The organism is Virgibacillus sp. Bac330 (genome assembly GCF_003667845.1).
GTDB lineage: Bacteria > Bacillota > Bacilli > Bacillales > Amphibacillaceae > Virgibacillus > Virgibacillus chiguensis.
In genome coordinates this window covers 1,458,051-1,483,660 of sequence record NZ_CP033048.1, presented here as the reverse complement: position 1 = coordinate 1,483,660, position 25,610 = coordinate 1,458,051, and the positions used below count along the sequence as shown (strand labels likewise).

Genomic DNA, 25,610 nt, shown 5'->3' with positions numbered 1-25,610 from the left:
TATTAAATTGCCTATAGTGAAAAAGCAATGGATTCCTTCATGGATTCTCATTGCTTTTTCTATGAGTAGCCTCCTTGTTTAACTGCTAATCGTTTGAAACCAGTTTAATGGTAAACCTTTGTCCTCCAGCGATCCATTTTAACAACACCCTATCTTGGGGGACTACTCTTCCAATCACATTTACTCGTCTATCTTTAGGCAAATCGCGTGTAGTTATTTGCACTTCACCCTGGTACCTTTGATAATGCTCATTATCAATTGTTATTGAACCTATACAACGTTCTACACAATTAACAGGAACAATGTTCATAGCTCCTATTGAGGCATATTGTCTCGACTCAACAGAACGAATACAGTCGCGTGCGCGATCAACGCGGTTTGTATGCGTCCCTTTTACCAAATCTACACCTAATTGAGGTATTGCTGGATTTGGTGTTACATGAAGAAGGATTTCATTTTTTTGGTAGCCAGAAAACTGTTCGAACGTACGATCACTAACACCTCTATCTCCAATCAAAATTTTATCAACCATTCCTTTATGACTAAGCTCTAAATATGCAGCAAAAGGAGACGTCGATCTGTGAGCTTCTAACGTTGGTAATGTTGCAAAAATGGGACCTCTTAACTTTTCATCTCCTGGTATAAACGCCATGATAGATAAGCCTTCTTGTTTTAACCATCTATTTTTTTTAATAAAATCATCCCAGCCAATGCCAGTTTCCGGGCGTGGATAAAAATTATGCCATGCTTCAACCATAGAAATATCTAGCCCTTTTTGTTTTAATGTTTCCAAAACATGCGGCGTTAATGTACTTGCATTAAGAGCGACCTTCATCTCTTTTGAGAGATATACAATCGTATCCTCGTCAATTCCATAATCAACGCGCAGACCAGTTAGTCCCCAATTTACTAACTCAGAAGCTGTCTCCCAGTCAAACCCTAAAGCAATAAGTGAAGTTGGAGAAATATCAACCATTAGTTCCATATTTAATTGCTTTGCTATCTTTCCTAATGCTTGTAACTGGTGTTTATACATAGCTGGATCCTCTTCTGGTATATGCAGAGAGGTAAAAATAGACGTAAACCCTTTTTCATTCATTTTCTTTATGTAAGTGGACTGTTCTTCCACACTTTGTTCACCAATATATACAGAAATGCCTAGCATGAATATCACCCTTTTTTATTATCGCTATTTACCAAGGGGCTTTAATAAACTTGCCCCTTGGTAACAGTCAAATAACTTTATATTTTATATATCTTTAGCCATATCTTCTTTAAAGCCGAACAAATAAGTGAAAATAAAACCTCCAACATATGAAATTACTAAACCTAAGAAATATAATATATACTTTCCATCATCAATAAGTGGAATCAATGACAAACCTGAAACACCGATACCTTTAGCTGCAGTTTGCATGACAGCTTGAAATCCGCCCCCAATTGCCGCTCCCATACATGCAGTTAAAAACGGCCGTCCTAAAGGCAATGTCACGCCATAAAGCAAAGGTTCGCCAATTCCTAAAAATCCTACTGGAAGACCACCTTTAATAATATTTCGTAAGCGTTTATTTTTGGTTTTCACATAAATAGCCATTGCTGCTCCCACTTGCCCTGCTCCGGCCATCGCTAAAATAGTAAGTAATGCCGTATTATCAAATGTATTAATCAGCTCTAAATGAATGGGGGTTAATCCATGGTGTAATCCAACCATTACTAACGGAAGGAAGAAACCTGCTAATACTGCACCAGCAATAAATCCCCCCATATCGATTAAGGATGTTAATCCATCTGTTATGCCATCAGATAAGACTCCGGCAACTGGCATAACTACATATAAAGAAGCAAAACCAACAATTAAAACCGTAATTAAAGGAGTGAAAATAATATCTACGGCTGCTGGAATAATTTTTCGAACTCGTTTTTCTAAAAATGTCATTAACCAAGCTGCAAAGATGACTCCGAATAAGCCCCCCCTGCCAGGAACTAACGCTTCTCCATATATGGTAATATCAGCAAGCACCGGATTAAATAAAATCATACCAGCAATGGCACCTAATACAGGTGTGCCTCCAAACTCTTTTGCGGTATTCCATCCTACTAATACAGCTAAATACGTAAAAATAGCGCCTCCAAAAACAAGCAAGATTTGCATCCATGTCGTTTCTGGATCAACACCCGCATTTTTTGCAAAGTTAGCACCGCCATTAATAATACCTGAGGCAACTAACCCAGGAATTAATGGAATAAAAATATTACCTAATCGACGTAGAAAATTTTTAAAAGGCGTTTTATTTCTTTGCTTTATTTCCTGCTTTTGTAATGCTGCTTTTTCTTCAAACGTCAAGTTTTCATCATCTGGACCTTGCTCCTCGCCAATGCCTAATTTAGTTATTTCACTAACTTTCTCCGCAACACGATTAACAGTTCCTGGTCCAATCACTATCTGTAATGTTTCGTCCACAACAACTCCCATGACACCGTTTACATTTTTTAAAGCACCGATGTCAGCTTTTCCATCATCTTTAAGCTTAAGCCTTAGTCTTGTCATACAATGGCTAACTTGTTTTATGTTTTCTTTTCCACCAATAAATTGTAAAATATCCTGCGTTAGTTTTTCTTCCTTTTTCATTATCTCTTCTCCCCTTTCATTAACGCTTTTTGTACAAAAACGCTTGGAGAACATTCTCTTTTGCTTTGTCATAGGAGCGTTGTAGTAATATCATTATGATAACAATCTTGAAATTAATTTTGGACTTACGTAAATAATCTTTTGCTTCTTTGTGATCTATTCCTATAGCATCCATCATGAGGCATATTGATCTCGCTACTAATTTCTCGTTATCAATCATTAAATCTTGATATACTCTACCAACACCTACCATTGAAGCTGTGGAGATTATATTTAACACCATCTTCTGCGGCCGTACCTACTTCTAAATGTTTTGCTCATTACCGCCCCCTTGTTACTAGAAACACGAACCTTTTTTGCGTTTATTTTCATATGCTAAAAGCCCCTATAACATAAGGCGTTCTCCCACTAACTACAACCCCTATCAACGCATCTGCCTGTGTGAGGTTTCTCCTTTGTAAATCATTTCATCTTACCCTTCGTCATCTTACTCTCCTTCCACCTTTTTGAAAAGATGTAATTACAAGCTGAACAGCTCGTTCTATTATTAAAAGTTGCGTATCTATAACATTTGCAACCTGTTTATCTTCTTTATTCATATTACTAAAAATTTTAAATGGCATCGAGCCAACGTTGTAAGTGTATTCATTTCTTATTCTATCGTTAGTTTTTCCAACATATGATTCATTCCCTTCTTTTACTATTAGTATAACATAATTTAAAAGAATAAATTAATTTATATTATTTATTTATAAAATTATATTTCATCATTTGTGTTTTTACTGTAAAAATGATTACGACCCTCTTTCTTTTTCACCTGTAACGTCTAAGTATTATATAATACAACCTCTACTATTTTTCCCGTCCATTTAAAGAATATATGTCGTAATTGCTTGGGCAAATACCTATATACATCTATGTATACATACAAGACGGTAAAACGCATTAAGAATTTACTTTAATGATGCGAACCTTCAACCATCTTCATATATTTATTGCATGAACATAGCAAAACCTATTTAGGACAGACACTTTATTCCTCCAAGCTTCATAGTATAAACATATGGGCTAATGACTACTGAGTAAGTACATCAAGGAGGAGGATATATTTGTCCGGCATTTTAAGTGCGCTCGCTTTACTTATTAAAGAAGCGATGTTCTTTGTTTCTTATGTTAAAAATCACGCTTTTCCCCAACCTCTACCACCTGACGAAGAAAAAAAATACATCCAGCGAATGCAGGACGGATGCGAAACAGCGCGAAACAAACTCATTGAACATAATCTTCGGCTCGTAGCACATATTGTAAAAAAATTTGAAAATACGGGAGAAGATGCTGAAGATCTTATCTCTATTGGAACCATTGGTTTGATTAAAGGGGTGGAAAGTTATTCGCCTGGAAAAGGTACAAAACTTGCTACTTATGCAGCCCGGTGTATTGAGAATGAAATATCAATTACAATAGGGATAGTCAAAGCATAACTACCCATTAAAATGTGTGTATATGGATGTTTTCCAAATCAATGACTTCCACTTCTTGAACAATCATCCGCAATACCCTCTGTTTTTCTTTAGTATCTAAATTTGATCCTTTCACTTGCATGTAATACTTCACTGCTTCTTCCAAAGCTAAAGTAGCTTTCTTGGAATCATCATCTGCGATTATTTGCTGCAGATCATCCAATTTTAATTGCAAAGTGTTTTCCTGTACTCGCAACTCTTTCATTTTATCCTTAATTTCTTCCAAATCCATTTCTTCATCTTCACTAATACTGATTAAATTTAATAATCGTTTCCTTCCATTTTTCTTTTTCTGAATCTGTTCCTTAATGTGGTCAATTTCCTCATGAATGTAGCTCTTTTTTTGTATGTAGGTATGTTGTTTGATTTTAGTGGGATTATTAAGGATGTCTACCACTTGAGACCAAACAAAATTATTTAACTTATTCTCACTCATCATTCGCCCACAACCTTTATTCTTTGCACCAGCATAGTTTTTTCTACATTCATAAACATAGAAATCCTTTCCATGTGATTTTCTTTTTTTACCGGTCATTGTCTGCCCACAACGTCCACACCGAACCAACCCCGAAAGTAAATAATGGTGTCTATTATATCCTGCATACCTTCTCCTAGCTTGTTTCAACAAAACTTGAGCGTATTCATACTTCTCTTTAGTTATAATTTGCGGTATCTCTGTCTTCACCCACTCCTCTTTTGGTCGGATTCTTCCAGACTTAAATTTCTCCCCTGCCTGCCTTTTTACATAATCTCCTACTGTATCATATTTATTTTGATAATAAACCCCCGTATACGATTCGTTCATTAGAATCTGTCTTACAACTTGTCGATGCCATACTTTACCTCCCTTTTTTGTAGGTATACCAAGCTCCGTTAAATGTAAAGCAATGCCATTTATGCCTTTGAATACTGTATTTGGATCTGTAAAGTAATCAAAAATCATTTGCACTACTTTCGCTTCTTGTTGATTAATGCAGTAGGTTTCGTTTTTTTTATCATAATTATAACCATACATACCAGCATCTTTTACAACGAGGCCTTTTTTAGCTTTTCGGTATCTTCCTGTCATCGTATTATGCTTGATTTTCGCTTTATCAAACTCGGAAAAAGCACCGCGTACCTGAAAATACAATTGCCCTTCTGCATCATTTTTATAATCACTTTTTACAAACTCCAAACCAACTTGATGCTTCTCCAGCTTTTCTGTAATCAAAAGTTGATTTAATAATTTACGAGAAAGACGATCTGGATCATAACAAATAACTTTTTCTATTACTCCCTTTTCCACATCATCTAGTAATTTTGTTAATTCAGGACGATTAAGTATCTCACCAGTGTAACCATCATCAATATATTTTAAAACATTTTTTGTTCGCGCGAGTTCCATGCAGTCATTCATCTGCCCTTCGACGCTGTATCCCTTTAACTGTTCTTCCGTTGACACCCTTACATACACTGCTATCATCGTTTCGATTTTTCTCCCTTCTGTATACCTCAAATAAATATTGATAACATTCCTGAATAACTTTATCATAGTGAGGTCCTTTAATAACTTTTATCTTCAAGCTGCACCACCCCTTCAACAGAAGATATGCGGCAACAGCTTGTACAAATGCTTATATGGATTATTATAAATGCAGAGGAGTGCAACGTCCAGTTTTACGCAAACATTTGTTCTTTTCAAAGAAACAATCCTTTAAAAACTTAATTTCTAAAGGTTATGTCGCAAACTCTATGCATCAAAAATTATATACTACTGGATATAAATAATTAAATTTAACCTTATTTATCACTTCAAATATATACTGAGGTATGTTTTATTCCTTTTATATATTGCAATATGTTTTTAAATATATTATAATATATATAAACAATAAATGACATGGGAGGAATTTATATGTTAGCTTTTTCGTTTGATGTGGGGAATGGTTTTGTAAAGGCAAGAAATAATAAAAGGAGTATGATTGCTCCAAGTTCTATTGCTAAAAAAGAAAGCATGGGAAGTTCAAGCATTACAGGCATGTCTTCGAGCTTTGACGCCTCATTTGGTTACCGTGAATTTGAATCTAGCTTAGATGACGGAACAATATATATTTGGGGAGAAGAAATTGCTGATGTCGTGGATCCAAGTTCATTACTTCCTACATATACACATAACCACCGTTATACGCAAAAGCGTTTCAAACTTCTGTGCTCTTTCATTCTTGCTGAGCTTGCTAGCGATTATGAAGAAGATGAACTACGTGATGTCATTGTTGTAACGGGGCTTCCGTCACAAGAAGTAGGAACAACAGAGGCCGAAGACTTTAAGCGCTTTTTACAACAAAAACACATTGTGAAGATTAATGGCAAACAGTTATTCATCCATGTTACTGATGTACGTATTATTGAGCAGCCCTTAGGCACTCTACTTCACCAATACATGAATGAATCTGGACAAGTTCATAAGGAATTTTTAAACAACACATTAACCGTCATTGACTTCGGCGCAGGCACAACCATCATGGACACCTTTAAAAATGTAAAGCGCCTAGAAGATAAATCTGAAACATATTATGAGGGTATGAACGATATTCATAAACGAATTGCTAAACGAATCGAGCGTGAACATGGCATTAAAGGTTTAGATGCAAGCTTTGTAGAAGAAGGCTTTCGCAATAACACAATCGTTGCCACCGTATCCGAGCGAAAAAAATACTCTTTTGAAGACATAGCAAAAGACATCATTACAAACTTTATCGAGAAGCTTATCTCTGATATGGACGCTGTACTAACGAATCGAGATAGTATTGATAAATTCATATTAACCGGAGGCGGTGTTCACATCGTATCCACTTATTTTCAGGACACATTTGGTGAGGATTCCGTTCTTATAGTTGAAAACTCTCAAGAAGCAAATCTAAGTGGCTTTTACAAGTTAGCTTCTACCATTAGTCGTAAAGAAAAAGCTAGTTAAAATAGGGGGGGATCTCTCCCCTATTTTGCTTTAGGATGAACTATAGTATATACTATTAAACGTATTACATATTAAAATGAAAGGGGTAAACGCATGACTACACATCGGAAATTATTCTCCTATGACAGCTTAGAAGATGCTGATATTCATGAATTCTTTCAATCTTTACCCGATCGCCAAGCTTCCAAATATATTCGCATCGCTATTAGGAAACTAATGAAGGAGATGGAGGAAAAAGGGGAAATCAGCCCCATTTCAAAATCCTCTAGCTCTTCTACAGAAAGCAAAGAAGAGAATACAAATACGAAACACCAGGAATCAAGTAATGATACCTTTATAGACAACGACGATATTCTTAATTTAGGAAAATAGGTAATAGTTATATTGTGCTACTCGTTATAAATAGCAGTAGCACAATTTACTTTTAAGCTTCCATAGAAAGAGCTGCTTCTTTTTGTTTGTTGCTTTCTTTTGTTTTCTTTTTTGCATAAGGTTGCATCCCAAACTCAGCTAATTCATCAGCTGTTAGCTTTCGCTCATAAGCTACAATACCATGCTTTCCTTCACCTTCTTTCCAATCCACAAATCCTTTGGGTTGAGAGTTGTCCCCTATCGGCCTTTCTTTCATTTCATACCAGAATAAGTTGTTCATTGTGTCCTTATTTTCTTCAAATTCATGCTGCATAGTTTTTTGCTTATTTAACCCTTCTTCCATTGCTCCAATAAATTCTGTCGCTGTTTCTCTTACTTCTTGTAAAAGTTTTTCCTTGTCGTGTAAATCCTTGCCCTGAGTCCAATTTGCTAAATAACTAAGGGAGTAGTCACTTGTATCCATACCAAAGTAACTTGCTACAGTATAAGCAGTCATTTCTGTTTGGAATTCCTTTTCAGCAGTAGAAAGCTTCTGGTGATTTTTACGATTTACGTGATGTAATTTTGCATGTGCTAATTCATGTAGCAATGTTTTAACATTCTGCAATTCACTATTCCGAGGATTTAAACCAATGTGCCCATTTTTTTTACCAGAATTGTCATAGTAAAAAGCTCCTTTTGCAGCATCTAGTTCCTCAAAAGGTTCTCCGACTGATATATTCATTTCATTGGCCATATTTTTGAGACTTTCCAGGGTAGCTTTATAGTTTTCCACCTGTCCGTCTAACCGTTTATTTGGAAAGATATGAGGTAAATCACTTGATGTAGCTTCGGTTTGACTAATATCAAATACATGTCCCACTGAAAAAGAAAGACGGCTTCTTTTCTTCTCCAATTGATTTGCTTCTAATTTTTCTCTTTCTTCATCTGTTGCATCCTCTATACGTTTCCATTTCCCATCCTCTGTTTTAAACTTGGGATCCGTTTTATTTGGCACGAGGATTTGAATTCCTTTTTCCCCTTTCTTTACCGGAAAACCATTATCCTTCCAAAACTTAGCACTGGCTACTGCTGTTGCTCCCTGAAATTGGCTGTGAATCAATGCTGTGTTTTTAAAGGAATATTGATGAAAATTTCCTATAAATGATAAATATTCTTTGAGACGTTCAGGAGTTGCAAAATAATCTTCAATATCCTGTTCTATTTCATTCGTCAAATTTTCAACTTGTTGCTTTTTATCTATTTTATTATTACGCGTATAATCATTTTCAACTCCAGTTAAAAACTCGCTCTGCTTGTAGCGAGCTTCCATCGTTCTATTATTAGTCCTTTGAGTACTTGCTTCTTTTTTGCTGTTTTTTTGCGTTTCCACTAATTCTTGGTGCATATTTCTTTCTTTTTCTAATTCTGTTTCTATCTGCTGAAGTTTTTCCCGTTGAGCTGGCGTTAAATCCATTTCTTTGATTTCATCCAATACTTCTCTCTTAAGCGCATAAACAACGTCATAACCATATTTTTGTTCGAATTCCTTCGCTTTGGCTTCATACTGCTGCTTATTAAATGGAGTCGCTTCTTTTTGCTGATTTGGTTCAGGCTCACTTAACTCTTCCAAAACTTTTTGCATAAACAGCTTTTTAAAAGCTTCTCTGTCTTTATCACTGTCTAAATCATTCTCCACATTTTGCTTGTACAAGCCAGCAAATTCTTCAAGCTCATTGATCACCTGTTTTTCCATTGCTTCTAACTGCTCTTTTGGTAACTTCGATTTAAGTACGGCATCCCAATACTGCCTTTCTATTTTCTCACGCTCTTTTACATAGCCTTTTTGTTCTGGATACCTCTGTTCGTTTTGCTTGGCAAATAAAAGATCGCTGTACTTTCTTTTTAAATCTTTTTCTGTGTTCATCTCCTTAGTCTCCCTTTCATTTGTTATATTTGTTTTAGTTTGGCCTTAAAACATAACCTCTGCATTTTGCAAAAAAAGAAAAAAGCTTTGAACAAGAAAAACTTGCTCAAAGCTTTTTTAGGGGGATAACCTATATTATTACTGTACCATGTATATCATTGATTTTCGTATAGAATTCGTATTCAAAAAGTATATCTACTTACTTATTCCTCCATAAGAAATTCTAGGTTTGATTTCTACAGATGCGTTAATTCTTTACTTACATTGTAGTACCTAGTATTTAGTTTTCTTTCATGGTAAAATTTACCTGAAAGGAGTTAATAGGATGAAAATAAAATTTGAGGAATGGCTACATAACCAAAATATAGACAATGAATCAAACGACCTGTTTAATGAGAGTGTAATTTGTTACAAGGCAGGAGCATATCGGGCTGCTCTTTTGTTCTCTTTTATTGGATTTCAAACAATATTGAAGCAAAGAATTATTTACTCCAAACCCGCAAAAAATTATGTTGAAAAAGAATGGGGACAATTAAAGAAAGAATTAATAGACGATGATAAGTGGGATAAAGTAATGATTACAAAAGTGGAACAAAAAAAGAAACCTATTTTTAACATTACAGAAGATTTAAGAGAGCAATATATGTTTTGGAAGAATCGTAGAAATGATTGCGCCCACGGTAAAGGTAACATTATTAGTTACCCCCACGTGGAAGGGTTTTGGCTTTTTATACAGTCAAATCTAGGGAAGTTTGTAGTGAATGGCGGCATGGAATCTTTATTAAACGAAATAAAAAACTATTTTAATCCATCTGTTACACCCCCAGATGCGTTGATTTCAACTATTATTGAACGAATACCTTTAACCTTAGAACAAAACGAATATCATGATTTTTTCTTAGAACTTAAATCATTTTCAACTCAGACATTCTCATCTTCACCTTTACTAACAGAAGATGAAAAAATTGGTTTACTTTGGCATAAATTATTACTCTCGTCCGAATCTATTCAAGATAAGTTAATTGACTTTCTACTTGAAGAGCAAACTTTTACTTTAGAAATTATAAAAAGAAATAACAAAATAGTGAAATTCTTAAGTCAAGATTCAACTTTTATAAGAAAATTATGGAAAGAGCATTTAACAGAAAGTAATGATTATCTGACGTTTATGGAGTTAATAAGAAATGACTTAATCCCTAAAAATCAATTAAATGAATCTTATCAAGAAATTTTAAATAAATTAAACACAGCTTTTTTTGATCCAAATAATATTTTTGAAATTCGCAATAATATAGAAGAAGTAGATAAACACATTTTAAAGTATAAAGGATTTTTTAAATTAGTTTATAATTTAGCATTTGAAGAAGAGTATATTTCATTTGATTTTAACTGGGCTAATCGAAATAAGTCACTTATTATCTATTACATTGAACATTTTGGATTAGACAAATCTATTGTCAAAGCCTTAAATAAATCATTAAATGGAACATACCCCCCTTTTAGACTAGCTGAAGAAATTAATTTTTATTATCAAAATGAAACTAAAAAACTAAAAGAACATGTAGAGATAAGTAAACAGATTGAGATGAGATTACCTAAAGTAATAGAAGATTTACAATTTAGTATAAATCCTTTTGCATCTCAACCCTAATCCAACTAAGGATAAGCCACTCGATAAAGGTAATATTCAATGTCATCTCCCATCTTAGAGCAATTATCTTAATCTATGGACTTTGCTAGAAGAAATGTGTTGATGGAAATGAAAAGATTAAAAGACAATCCTCTTTAACACCAAAAGCCTATCCCAAAAAGGAATAGGCTTTTAACTACCTTTTTTTCATTGCCCTCTTCGGGAATTCAAAGGTTATTTTCCCTTCTAAATCCAACGTTAAATACGCATCGAACTTCTTCCCTTTCTTACTTTTAAATCCCTTAATCAAATTCGTTCGCTTTCCTTTTAAAAGAGATTGAACAGCTGTTTGCGGCAACTTCTTCGTTAACATTGTTTTAGGCAGACTAAATGTACAGCCCTCTTGGTAGCCACTACATCCGTAAAATTCCCCCTTATCTTGCAGTTTACCGGTTTGACACATGGGACAATCACCAACATAGGATTGCTCTGATACCTGGTTGATTTCACTTTTTAGCGTTGCTACTTGATGAGGTGCTTGTTCCAATAAATAAGTAACGAATTTCTTTATATTAGCTACAAATTTATCTTGAGAGCCTTCCTTTCTCCCTATTTTCGCTAGATAAGTTTCCCATTTTGCTGTCATTTCTGGACTAGCTAGCAATGTCCCATCTACAGCTTGGCAAAGGATTTTCCCTTTTGATGTTACGTACACCACATTTTTCTTTATTTCAATATACTGCTGGTGTTTTAACGTTTCAATAATACTTGCCCTAGTAGCCTCTGTTCCAATGCCTTCCTTTTGTTTTAAAATATGCTTTGCTTCTTCATCCTCAACGTCCTTTCCCGCATGTTTCATCACCTGAATTAAATTACCCTCCGTATACGGTTTAGGAGGTTGCGTTTTTCCTTCTTTTATAAATACATCGACCATGCAAGCATCGCCTTGCTTCATGGCAGGAAGCTGCGCTGGTTGTTCCTTTTGCTTCTGTTGTTTTTCCTGTGCAAATAATACCTTCCATCCTCGATTCTTTTCTACTTTTCCGGTTTTATAAAAGCTCAACCCTCGCACATCAATGATTACTTTTGTTTCTTCATATTCATAATCGGGTGCAAACATGGCCAAGGTTGTTGCTAAGATTTCTCGATACACATCCCTTTCTTTTTCTGTCAAACGTTCCAGATGTGGAACTTGTTTGGTTGGAATGATGGCGTAGTGCTCTTGTACCTTCGAGCTATCCACGTACGCTTTTCTTGCTGCTGGATACTTCACAGAAAAAGAAATACCTAAAGACTCTTGATAGGCAGTCAAGTTTTGCTTCACATAAGCAAATTCATTCTCTGTAATAAAGTGACAGTCCGTTCGAGGATAAGTGACCAATTTCTTTTCATACAACCCTTGAACAATCTTCAGTACCATAGATGGACTATACTTCCGTTGTTTGTTCATCTTTGTTTGTAACGTAGATAAAGAGTGCAGCTTCGGAGCTCTCGTTTTCTTTTGTGCCTTGTCTAGTTCTTTTACTTTCCCATCCTGCTCACCTTCTTGAATACCATGGGACTGTAAAATATCCATCGCTTTTTGTTTGGTATCATAGCGCTGATTATGTTTAGCTTCAAAGCTTTGCTCATGCACCGTCACATTTCCTGCGAGCTCAAAAAATGGCTGGGACGTAAAGTTTGCAATTTCTTCTTGACGTTTATAAATCAAATAGAGCGTTGGTGTTTGTACGCGCCCAACACTAAATACCCCTTGTAACCCTTTCTTTTGTAAAAGCAACGTGTATAAACGAGAAGCATTCATGCCAACTAACCAATCACTATACTGTCTTGTTTGTGCTTCTTTATACAAAGCAATGTAGTTATTGCCATCTTGTAAGCGTTGCAATCCTTTTTCAATCTCTTCGACTTCCAAAGAATTGATCCACAATCGTTTTATCGGTTTATGGTTTGCACCAGCTTGTTGCAAAATACTTCTTGCAATATTTTCTCCTTCCCTGTCACTATCTGTAGCGATAATAATTCCTTTCACTTGGTTGCATAAACGCTTCACCACTTGAAATTGTTTCTGCTTATCTTTAGCTACTTGAAACTGAAACGTCTCAGGCATAATAGGCAACTTATTCAAATCCCATTTCTTCCAACTCTGATTATATGCTTCAGGAGGCACAAGCTCCACTAAGTGACCAAATCCCCAAGTAATATATGCTTTTTCTCCATTAAAAAAACGACTATCTTGCACTTCCAGATACCCGTCTCGTTTGCTTACATTTTGAAACACATCGCCATAAGCTTTTCCTTGACTTGGTTTTTCAGCTAAGATTAATACGCATCCCATTTAGATATTTCTCCCTCTTTCTTGCTCAAAATTCCAGCTCAAATGCCATTTGTTTACCTCTTTTTATCTTAGCCTGTTTTTGAACAAAACTGCTATAATCTTCATTTCTACATACATATTCAGGAATATATTTTGCAAATGAATAAACACTTTCTTTTCCGACAATAAAATGATCTAAAAACTGTATATTCAGTTTTTCCGATACCTCTTTCAGACCTTTGGTAATTTGTTTATCTTCAGGACTTGGTTCAGGTATGCCTGAAGGATGATTATGAAAAACAGCAACCTTTGAAACATCGTCTTTTGACAATAACGCCTTTGTAAACACCTTTCTATCTACAATACTTGCATTCGGTGACCCTTTAAAAAGTTCATTTACAAACACTACCTTATAATTGGAATCGCAAGCAATAATCCCAAAGGATTCTTGCCAATCATATTGATAACCAACTTTTAAGCTTTTCTTCACCTTTGCATTGTCTTTTAACAAGTTACATCCTACAATCTCTTGATTAGCAAAAAAAGAGCTGAATTCATCAAATCCATGGAAAGTAGTGATAGCGTTTTTCATTTCATAAGCCGTCCCCCTACCACCAGCTCTTTCGGCAACATCACTAATAGGCGGGGCATATTTACTAAGACGATACGGGATCATTTCCCTATTAGATGTAATTGTATCACTAATTTCGTTATAACTAAATCCATCAATCACATCTATACCAAACGTCTTAAAATAATTCCCCATTTCTACCTCATTATCCGTGGACATAGTATCGTTTGATAGATAAAACAGGGATACGCCACCAGCATTTAAACCTTCTTTTAACACCCTTTTTAAATCAATTTGATCGTGCTTTTGATACCGAGTTAAATATAATGGTTTATTTTTAGTTGAACAAAAAACAAGTGTTCTTTCACTCTGAGAAGGCATTTTACTCTTTGCTACAAATTCGATAAAATCCTGTGGAGAAGTGATTGCTTTTTCTTTACTATTCATTTGCCCCTTTGAGAAATCGATAAAATCTACTAAACTTCTTACAGAATCATCACCTTTTGTTACCTTTTGATAAAGTTCTTCTTTGGAAGAACAACCAAAGTACTCATACAAGTTATTCATCCGTATTACCCCCATATTGCATACGAATAAGCAGTTCCTTTAACAAAAGAACATCTTTATTTTCTGGATGCTCTTGCATAAACTCCAGTAATTCCTTATGATTTTGCACACCAAAATAATCTAAAATACTCTGTTCTTTGTTTCTCACTCCAACCATTCCTTTCCCATTTTTTTATGAAACCAATTCGAGGCATTTATATTTATCTTTTATGATTTGCTTTATTTAATAAACGCTTTTTTTCTTAGTACTTCCTTTGGAGATTGTTCAGGATTAATCTTGATAATAAACTGTTCTAGCTCGTATCTATTCAATAGTTTTACTCCACACGCTTTAGCAAGCTCTATCGCTTGCTTCGTAAAAAAGGAATTGGTTATCACCCAAGCCTCATCTGCTTGATAAAACGCTTGTGCTGCATACACTTCTCTTACAGCATCCATACTAACACGATTCTTATAGCCATATCGTTTTGCTTGAATAACAACTTTATTCTTCCCTTTCAAAATGACATCCGCCCCATAATCTCCAGATTTTTTCGTAACAACAGGACGATAACCCAGCTTTTTAAACAATATTTTGAGATACGCTTCAAATTGAAATCCATCCATACGATCAATATCTTTTATTCCTGACTGAGCCATTCGTTTCTGTGCTTTCCACTTTAAAAATTGTTTATAGAAGAATGAACTACACTTTACAGCAAGTATAGTTAAAATAAAAAAAAGAACCATCATTATAGCAAGTACTTCATTTTGCTGAAACCATTCTAACATATTCTATTCCTCCTTGTATTTTCATCACATGGTAATATGTTTATATTATTTCTTTGCCCCTTTTCACCTCCCCTAGTAGTGTCATAAAAAGAAAAAGCTTTGAACAAGAAACACCTTGCTCAAAGCTTTATCAGAAATTAGAATATGCAACTTTATGTTATAACTGTATCATGCATATTAATGATTTTCGTATAAACATCAAATTCAAAAAGTATTTATTTTCTTCTCTCCGAGCATAAAAATGCAGTATTCGCTTTTATTTAGCCGATCACCTGTTGGCTTGATTTTAATTCTCTGTATCCTCTTTCTTTAATGAGTAAGCTACATTTTTAAAAACTCAACATACAGATAACAAAAATACAAGCTCTTTTCCTGATAAAGTACAAGAAAAGAGCTTGTATTAATATTTATTTACTTATTACACTATTAATCTTTATTCTTCCACTTTTCTCTATTAAATATCCAAAGTGAGAAAAAACTTATAACCGCTGTTCCAACTGATACTATTAAACTATTATCAACTAATAAAACTAACAAGGTCATTAAAATTATAGTTAAAATAATTGATGATATTATTCTTTGAAGATTGCTCAAAACTTTTTTGACCTCCTTATCTAAATGCTACTGTTCCCTTATATCCCAAGTAAGGAATGGAGGGAGAAGTGAGATTTTAAAATAAATTGCTTTAGCTACGGAACCAGCAAAAAATTCACTAATGCTTCCCCCAACAATTGAACCTGCTATAGCATTAGCTAGTTTTCCACCAATACCGCCAAGAGCTGTTCCAAGGGCCCCAGCACCAACTTTAACTATTTTCTCGCTAGTTGATTTAGATATCCATACCTCGGCATATGTCCAATGAAATTTAATGTCATCTTTACCTTCTTTTTTAGCCAAAGGTTGAATACCATTTGAAGTTGTTGTAAATTCCACATTGACATGAACAGTGTTACCATTCACAGTTGCGTTGGACAAGTCCATGCTAGCCATTTGCTGATTAGTAAAATTAACTTGTTCTTCAACAGCTTTCATTTGCGCTTGGCCTACTTTTGCCAGTAATTCTTTTTTTTCTTTAATAACATAATGGTCATTTTGAAATTTAATGTAAGAATCAGCTATTTTTTTGGTTTGTTCTAGCATAATTTCTTGACTGTGTCCTGATTGGCTTTGTGCAGATATGCTTTGCACAGGAATAGCTATCAAACCTAGCAACAGTGTTCCGATTAAAGCTAACTTCAAAATTTTTTTCAACTAAATCACTCCATTTCTGTAAGTTAATTCCATGCTAACATGGATAAGGATTGATTTAAAGAGTATTTTTTATTTTTTGTCAAATTAACCAATCAATAAAGTGTCAATTTTCATGTGATGAAAACAGAATTAAGTCTGCGGTTATAATCCCAAAAATTCTTGCTGTAAAATTTTCACATGTTCTCTCTTCAATTGTCAGTGTGCAACAAGCAAGCCAATTCCATTAACATTAAATAAAAGAAATATTGTTTATTTACACTAAAATTCTAACAAAGATGAAGAGATTTGAGCAATTGGTGATTAAATTTTTATAATTTTTTCACTAAAAAGAATATCAAAATTAACTATAGTTACAATCAACATGTTGTTTCCCCCTTAGTTATTTTTCTTCCATCATCCGGTCAAATTCTTCAATGTTTCGTTCACGTTTATAGTCATGATAGGTTTTCCTTAGACTGTTATTTAACCTCATCAAAGAATAGTTAATATTTAACTTTCGTTCCCAAGCATACGGGATATACGTAAAATTAGAATATGGACGACCTTGCTTTTGTTGATAAAAACGCTTAGCACGATCTTCTTTTATCTGTTCTCTCATTTCTGTTAAAACAGCATTTCCCATGCGCTTTTTTAAATCGTTTAATTTTGTCTGTTTATATGCTTCATGCTTGCTATCTTCTCCGTATAGTCGTTTAGAAATTTCCACTTGCTCATCTAATAGTTGGTTCAATTCCTGCATTTCTGTTGCATGATTCGTTTCTAAATAAATGGAAACCATCTCATCAATGTATGGCCTTGCATCATTAACAGACTCATAGCCATACCTCCATTGCCGTAAATCTTTCGGCAAATGAGTCAATGCTTGCATGTACAATTTCTTTGTGCGTTTAAAGGTTGTTAGATTCATTCGCTGTTCTTTTTTGGAATGAACAGCACCACGAATTAACGCATCGATTCGATTGTATTCTTTACTTCGATCTAACATTTGGTTGGCAACCTTGGATTTCATTTTGTTTAAAGAATTTTGCTTTCTGTTGCCACGAAACTGTTCTACCCACATATCATTTTCCTCATCATAAAAGCGCACAGTTTCTCTCGTTGGCTTCGGCTCAATCATTGCAATATGCACGTGAATATTATCAGTATTATGATGAATGGCAGCTGCCCAGACAGTTGTATCATTCATCTTTTCGGCCTGGAGCATTTCCTTTACTGCACCTCTGACAATATTCTTCATACGCCGTTCATCTAACTGTTTTGTTTTTGAATTATACAAGCCTTGTTCTTCTAAAAAAGCATTATCAAACGAAAGGACATCCTGCCACATAGGAGAGCCCCTTTTCTGACCCAGTTGAAACTGTTGCTTCATTTCTTTTTTTTGTTTATCATCTAATTTATTATGATGCTGCGTAAACAGTTCTCCTTGCTTTTCTTCATCTCCCATGTATTCCATGTAGTGGTGAAATATCTGAAAGTCATCCTCATGATCACGCTTAAAGTTCAATTGCTGTTTTACTTTCGCTTCATCTCTATCAATATAATTAATATAATCTTGATACTCTTTGGAGTCAGCCATCACGAATTTACTGACTAAAACAATACCTGGTCTGGACATACAATCACCTCAAAAAAAGAGACTTCCACACATTAAGTGTAGAAACCTCTTTTTCAATTTAGCAGTTTAACCACGCTATTTAAACAGAAATATCACCTTTATTTTTTGTTGATTTTATTAATTCTATTAGCACAAGCAAAGAAATAATCCCCATAAATGTGGCGCCCACATAATCGTCAGCATTAACATTTAAAAAGGTTACAATAACAGATAGAATAAGCGATATGGTTAGTGCTACTCGTTCATCATAACACCTCTTTCATTCATAAAACAGTTCTCATATACTAGTATTATGATAACATATTAACTTATACATACAGTGAAACTTACTGTTTAGCTTGCTTTTTTTGCTCCCACTCTAGCCTCCGTTGTCTATGTTTTGATATGCGATCTTTAATTAATGTTTCAGCTTCTTTTACTTCATCCGTTTTAAACTTCTCTGTAGAAATAAAGTTCTGAAACTTATTTACGACAAAATAATGATTCCAGAATTCCAGAATCATTTTTGTGTCTCTATCAATTACATTGCCAGTCACTTGTAATCGGTGAAGACTCTCTTTTAGCTCTCCTAATTTTTCATCCATTAATTGAGATACAGCATCTAAAAGAACACTTTGCTGTTCTTCCTTTTGTTGTATATAAATATCAATAACCCTTGTGATAGCATTGACTTCTGAGCACTTATTTTCTTCAGCAATTTGCTTTATTTTATTTTTTGTATCACGAGTAAAAAGGTAATAAGATGGCACTTTTTCTGGCATCATACATGTTCCTTTCTTTGTGAGTATTTTTGAACAAAATACAAGAGGAAAGAACAGATTTTATATTCTAATAGCAGGAACAGAAGAATATAAAAAACTCCAATAAATTGACAATTGAAAGAGCATCCCTCTTGATAAATTATCTTTAAATACTTTAATATATTGTAAACACCCATACAATTTAGGCTTAAATATAAACAGTAAATGACTATTTTCGTAATACTATTATATTTTTTTTGTTTAACTAATTTGGATATTGTTATCAAAGGAAGTAACAGTAAAAAAAATAAGGAATAAATTAGAGTTTCTACTATATCTAACACTTTAAGTCACCTCAATAATTTTAGAAGGATTTGTTAAACTTGTTGAACCAATTAGCTCAAATCTCAAATTAATTATCCTATTTATTGTCATTTGGTTTATAAATTCCTCCAAAAAATACAAGCCTATTATTTCTAGCTAATAGGCTTTTATCTAACTACCGACATATCAAAACCTTCTTCGGTTACATAATCCTTAACACTCCATATGTTGATTTCTTGTTCTTTTGCCTCTTGTTCTGCTTCTCGAAATGCGTCTAGATATTTCGTATTTGGCTCATAAACATAAGCAACTCGTGCATATCCTTTTTCGATCAACAGCTGATTAAAATTCACATCATCTACCCATATGTAAGCAAGTAGACGACCATATTTATCTGTTTCAGGATCTCCCAATTCTATTTGCACAGTCTCCCCTTCTAACTGCTCTTTCACAAAATTACTTGCTTCTTTTCCGAAAGGTTGTACTGGTTTACGTGGATGCACACTCTCTGGTGTATCCAGTAACAAAAAACGAACCCTTTCTTCCTCTCCTTTGGCATTTTGAATAACAATGGTATCTCCGTCCACCACTCGTTTTACAACTACTTCTTCTGCTTGTAATTCTTGTTCCGTAAAATAATGTTTAATGTCTACAAGCAACTCATCTCCATCAAAAAAGAAAAAAGAAAAAATGAGTACCACGATTGTAGCTATAACTTTAATTAGATGTCGCATTTAATTTCTCCTTATCTTCATTCTTTTGCAAGCATATTTACTGCATTTAGAACTTCCTCCGTTTTCTTCTCTAAATTCGCAGTATGAAAATGAATATAATTTAAAGCCTCTGTTACTTTATTAAGTGCTAATTCGTAGCGTTCATATTCGTTTTTCATACCATTAAATAGCGTAATATGTTGCAACTGAATACGCAAAAATTCTTCCCTGGACAATCCCCTTTTTCTTGCTTCCTGGTCTAATTTTTTAACAGCCATGTCGTCCACATTACGAACCAATACATCCATCATTCTACCCCCTTTTTTACATTACTGTCTCCCTAAAAATGCATTGACGTCTTCCATATCCACGTTGGTTATTAAAGATAAAAGAAACAGCATCCTCTCGTGCTGCTTTTCTAATTGTTCTAGGCGATAGTAATTTGATTCCAGAACTTCCCTCACTTGGCGAAGCACTTCTTCAAACCAAACACGATCATTTTTTACTCCATTTATAATTGCAAAACTTTCGAGTTGCTGTTTTAAATACGCGTTTCTAGATAATCCTTTGTCCTTTGCATTTTGATCGATTCTTTTAACGATTGTAGGGTCTACATCTCGTATTTTAATCTCCATTCGAACAACCTCCTTCCTGTAGCATAAAGGCGCAAGCGCAGGCATCTACCCGTTATACATACGGGGAGATGTGAAGAGCATAAGGGGAAAATGCCCCCACATGAGGTGGGGGACTAGGCAGAGCCTAGTTTTCCGTTGTTATCAGATTTTCGCAAGAATATATAACTTTTATATATGTTTTTTGCATAGAAATAGTGGGTTTTATTCATCATTATTGTATATTTATACGTTTTTCGTATAAATATATTATTTTTATATATGAAAAAAGCCTAAAAAAATAGCAAGTAAAACCCTTAACAGGGTCTGTTACTCACTATTTGTTTTACGTAAACGTTTATTTTTCTTCCTTATTTTTCACTTCTTTTTTTGGTCGTTCATCCTCCTTCTGTTCGTTCTTTTTTTCATTTGAATCATCATGTTTAGCTGTCTTTTTTCCGTTTTCATCTTCCAGGCCTTTTAATTTTTTCTGTAACATGGCGTGTTTTTCGGCATGCTTTTCAGCTAATTTTTCTAACTCTTTTTTCTCCTCTCTTGTTTGTTTGATAGACGCTTCCTTCTGTTCAATAGACGTTTTTGTTGCTTCTTTTTCTTCCTCCGTTTGATATTCTAAATCAGCTTTTAAGGAGTCTATTTCCTTTTTTAATTTGGTTGCTAATTGATCTTGCAACGGAATTTGTTCTTCTAAAATATACGTTCTTTTCTTCTCTAACTGCTGCATTTCTAACTGGATATTATCCTTTTGATAATCCATGGCATCTTTCGTTTTTAATGCGTTATTAATTGTAATTTCACGGTAATCACCAACGATAATTTTTTCCGATGGTTCGGGTAATTTGACCTCATTTAATGCTTCGTTATCTACACTTTCTTGTTCTAGTAACTGATCTTTATATTCCGTTAATAACATTTCTTTGTCTCTTTTTTCTCGTACAAACAAACCAATGACTTGATAATCTTCAGGCACGTTTTTAATTTGAACGATGATATTGGAGTCATCTTTGTACACGACTTTGACAGGATATTCTTCTTTCGATTCACGCTCTTTAGCTGCAAAAGAGAACGTTGGTTTTACCACATCGGAACCAGAATGAATGGTTTCAATGTTCACTTCCATTAACTTTTTCTTCGGATTATATTCCCAATCCATGAGCTTTAAATCCGTCTGATCTAGTCCAGAAATAGTTTCATGGAAAGGGGTTTGCATAATTGGACTATCATCATACATCCACCATTTAGACGTAAAAAAAACACCAAATAGAATGGCTACTACGATTAACAAAATAATATAAAATTTGTTTTCTCTTGCTTTAGATATTTTCCCCAAAGAGCATCAGCCCTCCTTTCCATTTTTCGTTAAAAACGGTTTTAAGAATGGAAGTGGATCTACTTTTTTCCCGTTAATAATGATTTCAAAGTGTAAATGGGCAGCTGTAGAAGCTCCCGTAGAACCGACTTTTCCAATGACATCACCTGCTTTTACTTTTGTCCCTTTTGCTATTCCTTTTTCGTCAAGATGCAAATATCTTGTTTGCAAACCGTCTCCATGATCAATGACAACATACCATCCAGCTCCTGAACCCATGTTGCCACTTGTGGAGTGATGTAGCGTCCCGTTTGATGTACTTGTCGTTACTGTACCCGAAGCAAAAGCGACAATTGGCTTTCCTCTTACACCGTTTGCAGCAATATCGATACCAAAATGATTGGCACTACAACCTGCACAATTTCGTCGTCCGAACTTTGAAGTAATACGTTTTGTATACGGAACCACCCAAGCTTTATCTCCTTTAAATTCGACATCTACACCTTCTATTGGATCACAATTCATCGTAAGTCCACCAAGCTTTGCAGCAATCCGTTTTGTATTCGGAGCCCAGTGTACATTTAAGTTATTTGGATCGTTATCTGCACCAATGGGAGCATAAACACTACCTAACTTTTCAATCGTTACTAATCCGTCAACAATAATACGATTATAAAGTGTATTCGCCATGGCACTTAACCCTTCATCCAAGTTACTAAAACGATATAATCCACTACCATTAGGGTTCATTAACCCCCCTGGATTGTTTTTATTTACGACAGCCTGTGACTTACCGTAAGCTGTTTCATGTAAAGCAATAGCGCCAAATAAAACCGGATCAATCCCTTTTTCTTTTGCCAACTCAATAATCGTGTCGCCATGTCCTTTGAATGCACCTGACTTGTTCGTTTCAAAATAAGCATTCCAAGCTTCCATATTCATTTCTCCCGTTTGCGAACAACTATACATTCCTCCAGTTCCACTTGAATCATTCTTTTCTGCTGAGCCTCCAGCTACTCCAAATATGACTAATAGTAGAATAAAAAACAGAAAAATAACAAGGACTCCTGATACACCCAGAAGTCCAATTAAAGCAATACCTATTTTTTTCGTGATAACCGTTTTGGCCATCTTCATGAAGTTTTTCACTGTCCTCCACCTTCCATGGAAGCACCAGTAGCGTCTACGTGACTCACCAACCATTCATCTTCATGTTGCTTTACTGTGACATACATCATGTCCATTTGTTCATTTACTTTCTCATCATTAGCTATTACATCCCAAGATACGAACACACCCAAGACCATTTCATTGTTTGATATTTCTTCTGCTGGTGCGACACTTAATTCTTTAATTTCTCTTTGGACATCATCCCCCGATGGCTTCTTCTTTTTAATCGATTTTAAGTATTTCGGAGTAACCAACGCTTTCCAATTATCTATTGTAAAATCTTCTTGAACCCATAGCGTGGCTACTTCCTCTGCCATCGTTTTAGCCTTTTTTAACACATCTTCCCCATATGTTTTTTGGAAAAGAGTATCCATATCTCTTTCTTCAAGCTCTACTTCTTCTGCCTCCTCCTGAGGTGCTTCTCTTTCTTCTTCCACTGTTTGTTCCATTTGTTTGTCTAATTCTTCTATATAGGCTTCATCAACTTCCTTATTGTCTTTACGCTCTGGTTCTGTATCCTGGAACATTTCTTCCACGTCTTTTTCTTGATCATCTGAACCGAAATAATTAAAAAGCATAACCGTTAAAACACCAAACGTAATGACCAATAAAAACACAAACTTCGCAATCGTTTGCCGTTCCAATGTTACATCCCTCCTCGGAAGAGTGCTAACTCTTCTTCAGAAGCTTCTATGTTTAGCATCAAATTTCCAACACCATTAATGGATAATAAGCAGTCTCCTTGTTGAAATTGCGGAATTTGTGCTAGCTCCGATTCACTCATCTCTCCTTCAAAGATGGCTCGCAATGAATCCAACGTGTTTGTATCTTGTTGCATAATAAATTTGTATTGGGTAAGCTCAAACAAAGTTCTAATTTTTGTTACGGTTGCACTATCCGAATGGTCAGGAACAAAATCTCGAATTGATTGGCTAGCCAGCACTAAGCCCCCGAAATACTTTCTAGCCTCCCGTGCAAACTCCGTTAAAAAGGAAACAGCTAACATGTTATCTGCGTTAATAAACCGGTGCGACTCATCAATAAAAACCAATAATCGAATAACTTCATCAAAATCAAATGCATCATCTTCATACATTTGACTTAACTGCGGTGCGCCAATTTGAATTAAATTATCCCAAATTAAACTCAAAGCATTATGCATTTGTGCGTTAAAGACGCTTTTTTCTAAACCCGTTAAATTTCGAACGGAGAAGAAAATAACTTGTTCATTCGTAAAGTCTGGAATCGTTGTATGTCCATTAAAAAGGTAGCCATAGCTATGCACTAAGTTATCAATAACAAGCTCAATTTTTTCTAAGCGATTCACACGCGAAAGGGAAAGTTCAGAACGAATAATTCGTTTCTCTATATTTTCATAAAGTTGATCTTGAATAAAGTTTAATAAGTCACTAAAAACAGGGTACTCGTCGTTTGGAAGCGTTGTAATCCCTGTTGTTTGCATTTTTTCTTCAAACCCTAAAGAATTATAAAACAAACGTAAAAGCTTTTTAAACTCCTCTAATTCTTCTGAAGACGGATCATTGGCAAGATAATTATAGAAATCTGCCATCTTAGATAAATGTTGCATATAGCTCAATTCTTCTGCCTTTCTTTCATTGTTTTCTTCACCTTCTGTACGGTAGATTTGCAATGGGTTAATAATACCGTCGCCACCATCTAAACGGATACTATATCCATTAAACTCACTAACAATGGTTTCAAATTCACCTGTTACATCAAACCCTCGAATGAAATTTCCTCGAATAGTGTTGTCTGACATTATTTTTTTTAATGTCGTCGACTTTCCAGCGCCCATTGTACCGACAACAACAGCATTATAATATCTCCGCCTTGTGTCTTTATGGAACAGATCAAACAATACATTTCCCCCTGTGAATGACATGCCTAAATAAGATCCATTTGGATCATTTAATTCCGCAAAGTGATACGGTAAACCTGAAGCTAACGTCATCGCTGGCATTCCCTTGCCTTCTCGTTTATTTGGTAGTAACTGTTGCTGTGAAAATGGTAGAAACATCGAACGCCATTCCCAGCTCGTTTCATTTAAAAAGATTTGCCCTTTAAAACCATAAGAGGTTAAATCTGTTTGTACATTCTGAACTTTTCTTTCGAGTTCAAACATAGTTGGGGCATGGATAAATAAACGCAAATGAATAAGTTTAATGACTTCTCCCATTTTACTAATTTGTTCATATAAATTCCCCATTTCTTGGTAGCTTGTTTCTGCATCCCTGCGAGCCGATTCTTGTTTGGCTTCTCGGAATCGTACGTCTTGTTCGACCATCGATTTATTAATCGAACTAATCGTTTCATCTTTATCCATGGTGGCCACATCTTTTACTACAATGACATCTCGCATAGAGGACAAGTTTTCTAACCAGAGCATATTCACCGATGAAGGATAATCCCATATATGAATACACGCTTCGTAACCATCCCCTTTTTGCACATATTTATCTTTAAAATTAATGCCACCTTGTGGTTGAATTTTAGCTAAAAAATGTTTATCCGCTTTTATCTTGTTCTTTTTTTTCGCTTCTTCTACTCGCTGTTGCTCATTTTTTTTACGTTTTAACAACACCATATGTCCACCTCAGTC

At 34.9% G+C, this 25,610-nt stretch carries 21 protein-coding genes and 1 pseudogene; 4 read left to right on the top strand and 18 right to left on the bottom strand.

The features are described from left to right. Positions 1-85: 85 nt before the first annotated feature. On the bottom strand, positions 86-1,165 hold the full coding sequence (locus tag D9780_RS06830; protein ID WP_121639709.1) for a DUF871 domain-containing protein: 1,080 nt from the start codon (positions 1,163-1,165) through the stop codon (positions 86-88). Positions 1,166-1,249: 84 nt separating this feature from the next. Then, positions 1,250-2,629, bottom strand: coding sequence for a PTS transporter subunit EIIC (locus D9780_RS06825; protein ID WP_121639708.1), 1,380 nt, complete (start codon positions 2,627-2,629; stop codon positions 1,250-1,252). Between the two features lie 1,109 nt (positions 2,630-3,738). On the opposite strand from D9780_RS06825, the pseudogene D9780_RS06815 reads away from it, so the two are divergent. After that, positions 3,739-4,104 (top strand): annotated as a pseudogene (locus D9780_RS06815) (sigma-70 family RNA polymerase sigma factor); the annotation flags it as partial. Between the two features lie 13 nt (positions 4,105-4,117). Here D9780_RS06815 and D9780_RS06810 read toward each other — a convergent pair. Next, positions 4,118-5,614, bottom strand: a complete 1,497-nt coding sequence (locus D9780_RS06810; protein ID WP_121639705.1) for a recombinase family protein — start codon at positions 5,612-5,614, stop codon at positions 4,118-4,120. A 432-nt stretch (positions 5,615-6,046) separates the two neighbouring features. Between D9780_RS06810 and D9780_RS06805 the strand changes: the two genes are divergently transcribed. After that, positions 6,047-7,105 carry a ParM/StbA family protein gene (locus tag D9780_RS06805; RefSeq protein ID WP_121639704.1) on the top strand — a complete coding sequence of 353 codons (1,059 nt, stop codon included), beginning with the start codon at positions 6,047-6,049 and terminating at the stop codon, positions 7,103-7,105. A gap of 93 nt (positions 7,106-7,198) precedes the next feature. Next, on the top strand, positions 7,199-7,477 hold the full coding sequence (locus D9780_RS06800; protein WP_121639703.1) for a hypothetical protein: 279 nt from the start codon (positions 7,199-7,201) through the stop codon (positions 7,475-7,477). Between the two features lie 52 nt (positions 7,478-7,529). Here D9780_RS06800 and D9780_RS06795 read toward each other — a convergent pair whose 3' ends face one another. Then, positions 7,530-9,383: an ArdC-like ssDNA-binding domain-containing protein gene (locus D9780_RS06795; RefSeq protein WP_240458795.1), complete on the bottom strand. Its 1,854-nt coding sequence runs from the start codon at positions 9,381-9,383 to the stop codon at positions 7,530-7,532. A gap of 325 nt (positions 9,384-9,708) precedes the next feature. Here D9780_RS06795 and D9780_RS06790 point away from each other — a divergent pair, with 325 nt between their 5' ends. Next, on the top strand, positions 9,709-11,034 hold the full coding sequence (locus D9780_RS06790) for a hypothetical protein (protein WP_121639702.1): 1,326 nt from the start codon (positions 9,709-9,711) through the stop codon (positions 11,032-11,034). A 175-nt stretch (positions 11,035-11,209) separates the two neighbouring features. On the opposite strand, the gene D9780_RS06785 is transcribed toward D9780_RS06790, so the two are convergent. The 14 genes from D9780_RS06785 to D9780_RS06725 all read right to left on the bottom strand — a co-directional run bounded on the left by D9780_RS06785 (position 11,210) and on the right by D9780_RS06725 (position 25,595). Beyond that, positions 11,210-13,351: a type IA DNA topoisomerase gene (locus D9780_RS06785; RefSeq protein ID WP_121639701.1), complete on the bottom strand. Its 2,142-nt coding sequence runs from the start codon at positions 13,349-13,351 to the stop codon at positions 11,210-11,212. Between the two features lie 25 nt (positions 13,352-13,376). After that, a complete protein-coding gene (locus tag D9780_RS06780; protein WP_162985823.1) occupies positions 13,377-14,468 on the bottom strand; it encodes a JAB domain-containing protein in 1,092 nt (363 codons plus the stop codon). Continuing rightward, complete coding sequence (locus D9780_RS21080; RefSeq protein ID WP_162985822.1) at positions 14,461-14,616, bottom strand: hypothetical protein; 156 nt, start codon at positions 14,614-14,616, stop codon at positions 14,461-14,463. Before D9780_RS21080 ends, D9780_RS06780 begins: the two co-directional genes overlap by 8 nt. 71 nt (positions 14,617-14,687) lie before the next feature. After that, positions 14,688-15,107, bottom strand: coding sequence for a restriction endonuclease (locus tag D9780_RS06775; protein WP_240458820.1), 420 nt, complete (start codon positions 15,105-15,107; stop codon positions 14,688-14,690). Positions 15,108-15,860: 753 nt separating this feature from the next. After that, complete coding sequence (locus tag D9780_RS06770) at positions 15,861-16,490, bottom strand: hypothetical protein (protein WP_121639699.1); 630 nt, start codon at positions 16,488-16,490, stop codon at positions 15,861-15,863. Between the two features lie 379 nt (positions 16,491-16,869). Then, positions 16,870-18,105 (bottom strand): MobP2 family relaxase, encoded by a 1,236-nt coding sequence (gene mobP2, locus D9780_RS06765; protein WP_121639698.1) that lies wholly within the window; start codon positions 18,103-18,105, stop codon positions 16,870-16,872. Between the two features lie 326 nt (positions 18,106-18,431). Further along, a complete protein-coding gene (locus tag D9780_RS06760) occupies positions 18,432-18,869 on the bottom strand; it encodes a hypothetical protein (RefSeq protein WP_121639557.1) in 438 nt (145 codons plus the stop codon). 467 nt (positions 18,870-19,336) lie between these two features. Continuing rightward, positions 19,337-19,903, bottom strand: coding sequence for a thermonuclease family protein (locus D9780_RS06755; RefSeq protein WP_121639697.1), 567 nt, complete (start codon positions 19,901-19,903; stop codon positions 19,337-19,339). A 17-nt stretch (positions 19,904-19,920) separates the two neighbouring features. Next, positions 19,921-20,193 carry a ribbon-helix-helix protein, CopG family gene (locus D9780_RS06750; RefSeq protein ID WP_121639696.1) on the bottom strand — a complete coding sequence of 91 codons (273 nt, stop codon included), beginning with the start codon at positions 20,191-20,193 and terminating at the stop codon, positions 19,921-19,923. Positions 20,194-20,211: 18 nt separating this feature from the next. Then, positions 20,212-20,517: a hypothetical protein gene (locus tag D9780_RS06745; protein ID WP_121639695.1), complete on the bottom strand. Its 306-nt coding sequence runs from the start codon at positions 20,515-20,517 to the stop codon at positions 20,212-20,214. 334 nt (positions 20,518-20,851) lie between these two features. Beyond that, positions 20,852-21,841, bottom strand: a complete 990-nt coding sequence (locus D9780_RS06740; RefSeq protein WP_121639694.1) for a hypothetical protein — start codon at positions 21,839-21,841, stop codon at positions 20,852-20,854. A gap of 6 nt (positions 21,842-21,847) precedes the next feature. Further along, positions 21,848-22,969: a peptidoglycan DD-metalloendopeptidase family protein gene (locus D9780_RS06735; protein WP_240458794.1), complete on the bottom strand. Its 1,122-nt coding sequence runs from the start codon at positions 22,967-22,969 to the stop codon at positions 21,848-21,850. Beyond that, the gene (locus tag D9780_RS06730; RefSeq protein ID WP_121639693.1) at positions 22,966-23,634 is read right to left on the bottom strand and encodes a hypothetical protein; all 669 of its coding nucleotides are present in this window, start codon (positions 23,632-23,634) and stop codon (positions 22,966-22,968) included. Before D9780_RS06730 ends, D9780_RS06735 begins: the two co-directional genes overlap by 4 nt. A 2-nt stretch (positions 23,635-23,636) precedes the next feature. After that, a complete protein-coding gene (locus tag D9780_RS06725; protein ID WP_162985821.1) occupies positions 23,637-25,595 on the bottom strand; it encodes a VirB4 family type IV secretion system protein in 1,959 nt (652 codons plus the stop codon). Positions 25,596-25,610: the final 15 nt, after the last annotated feature.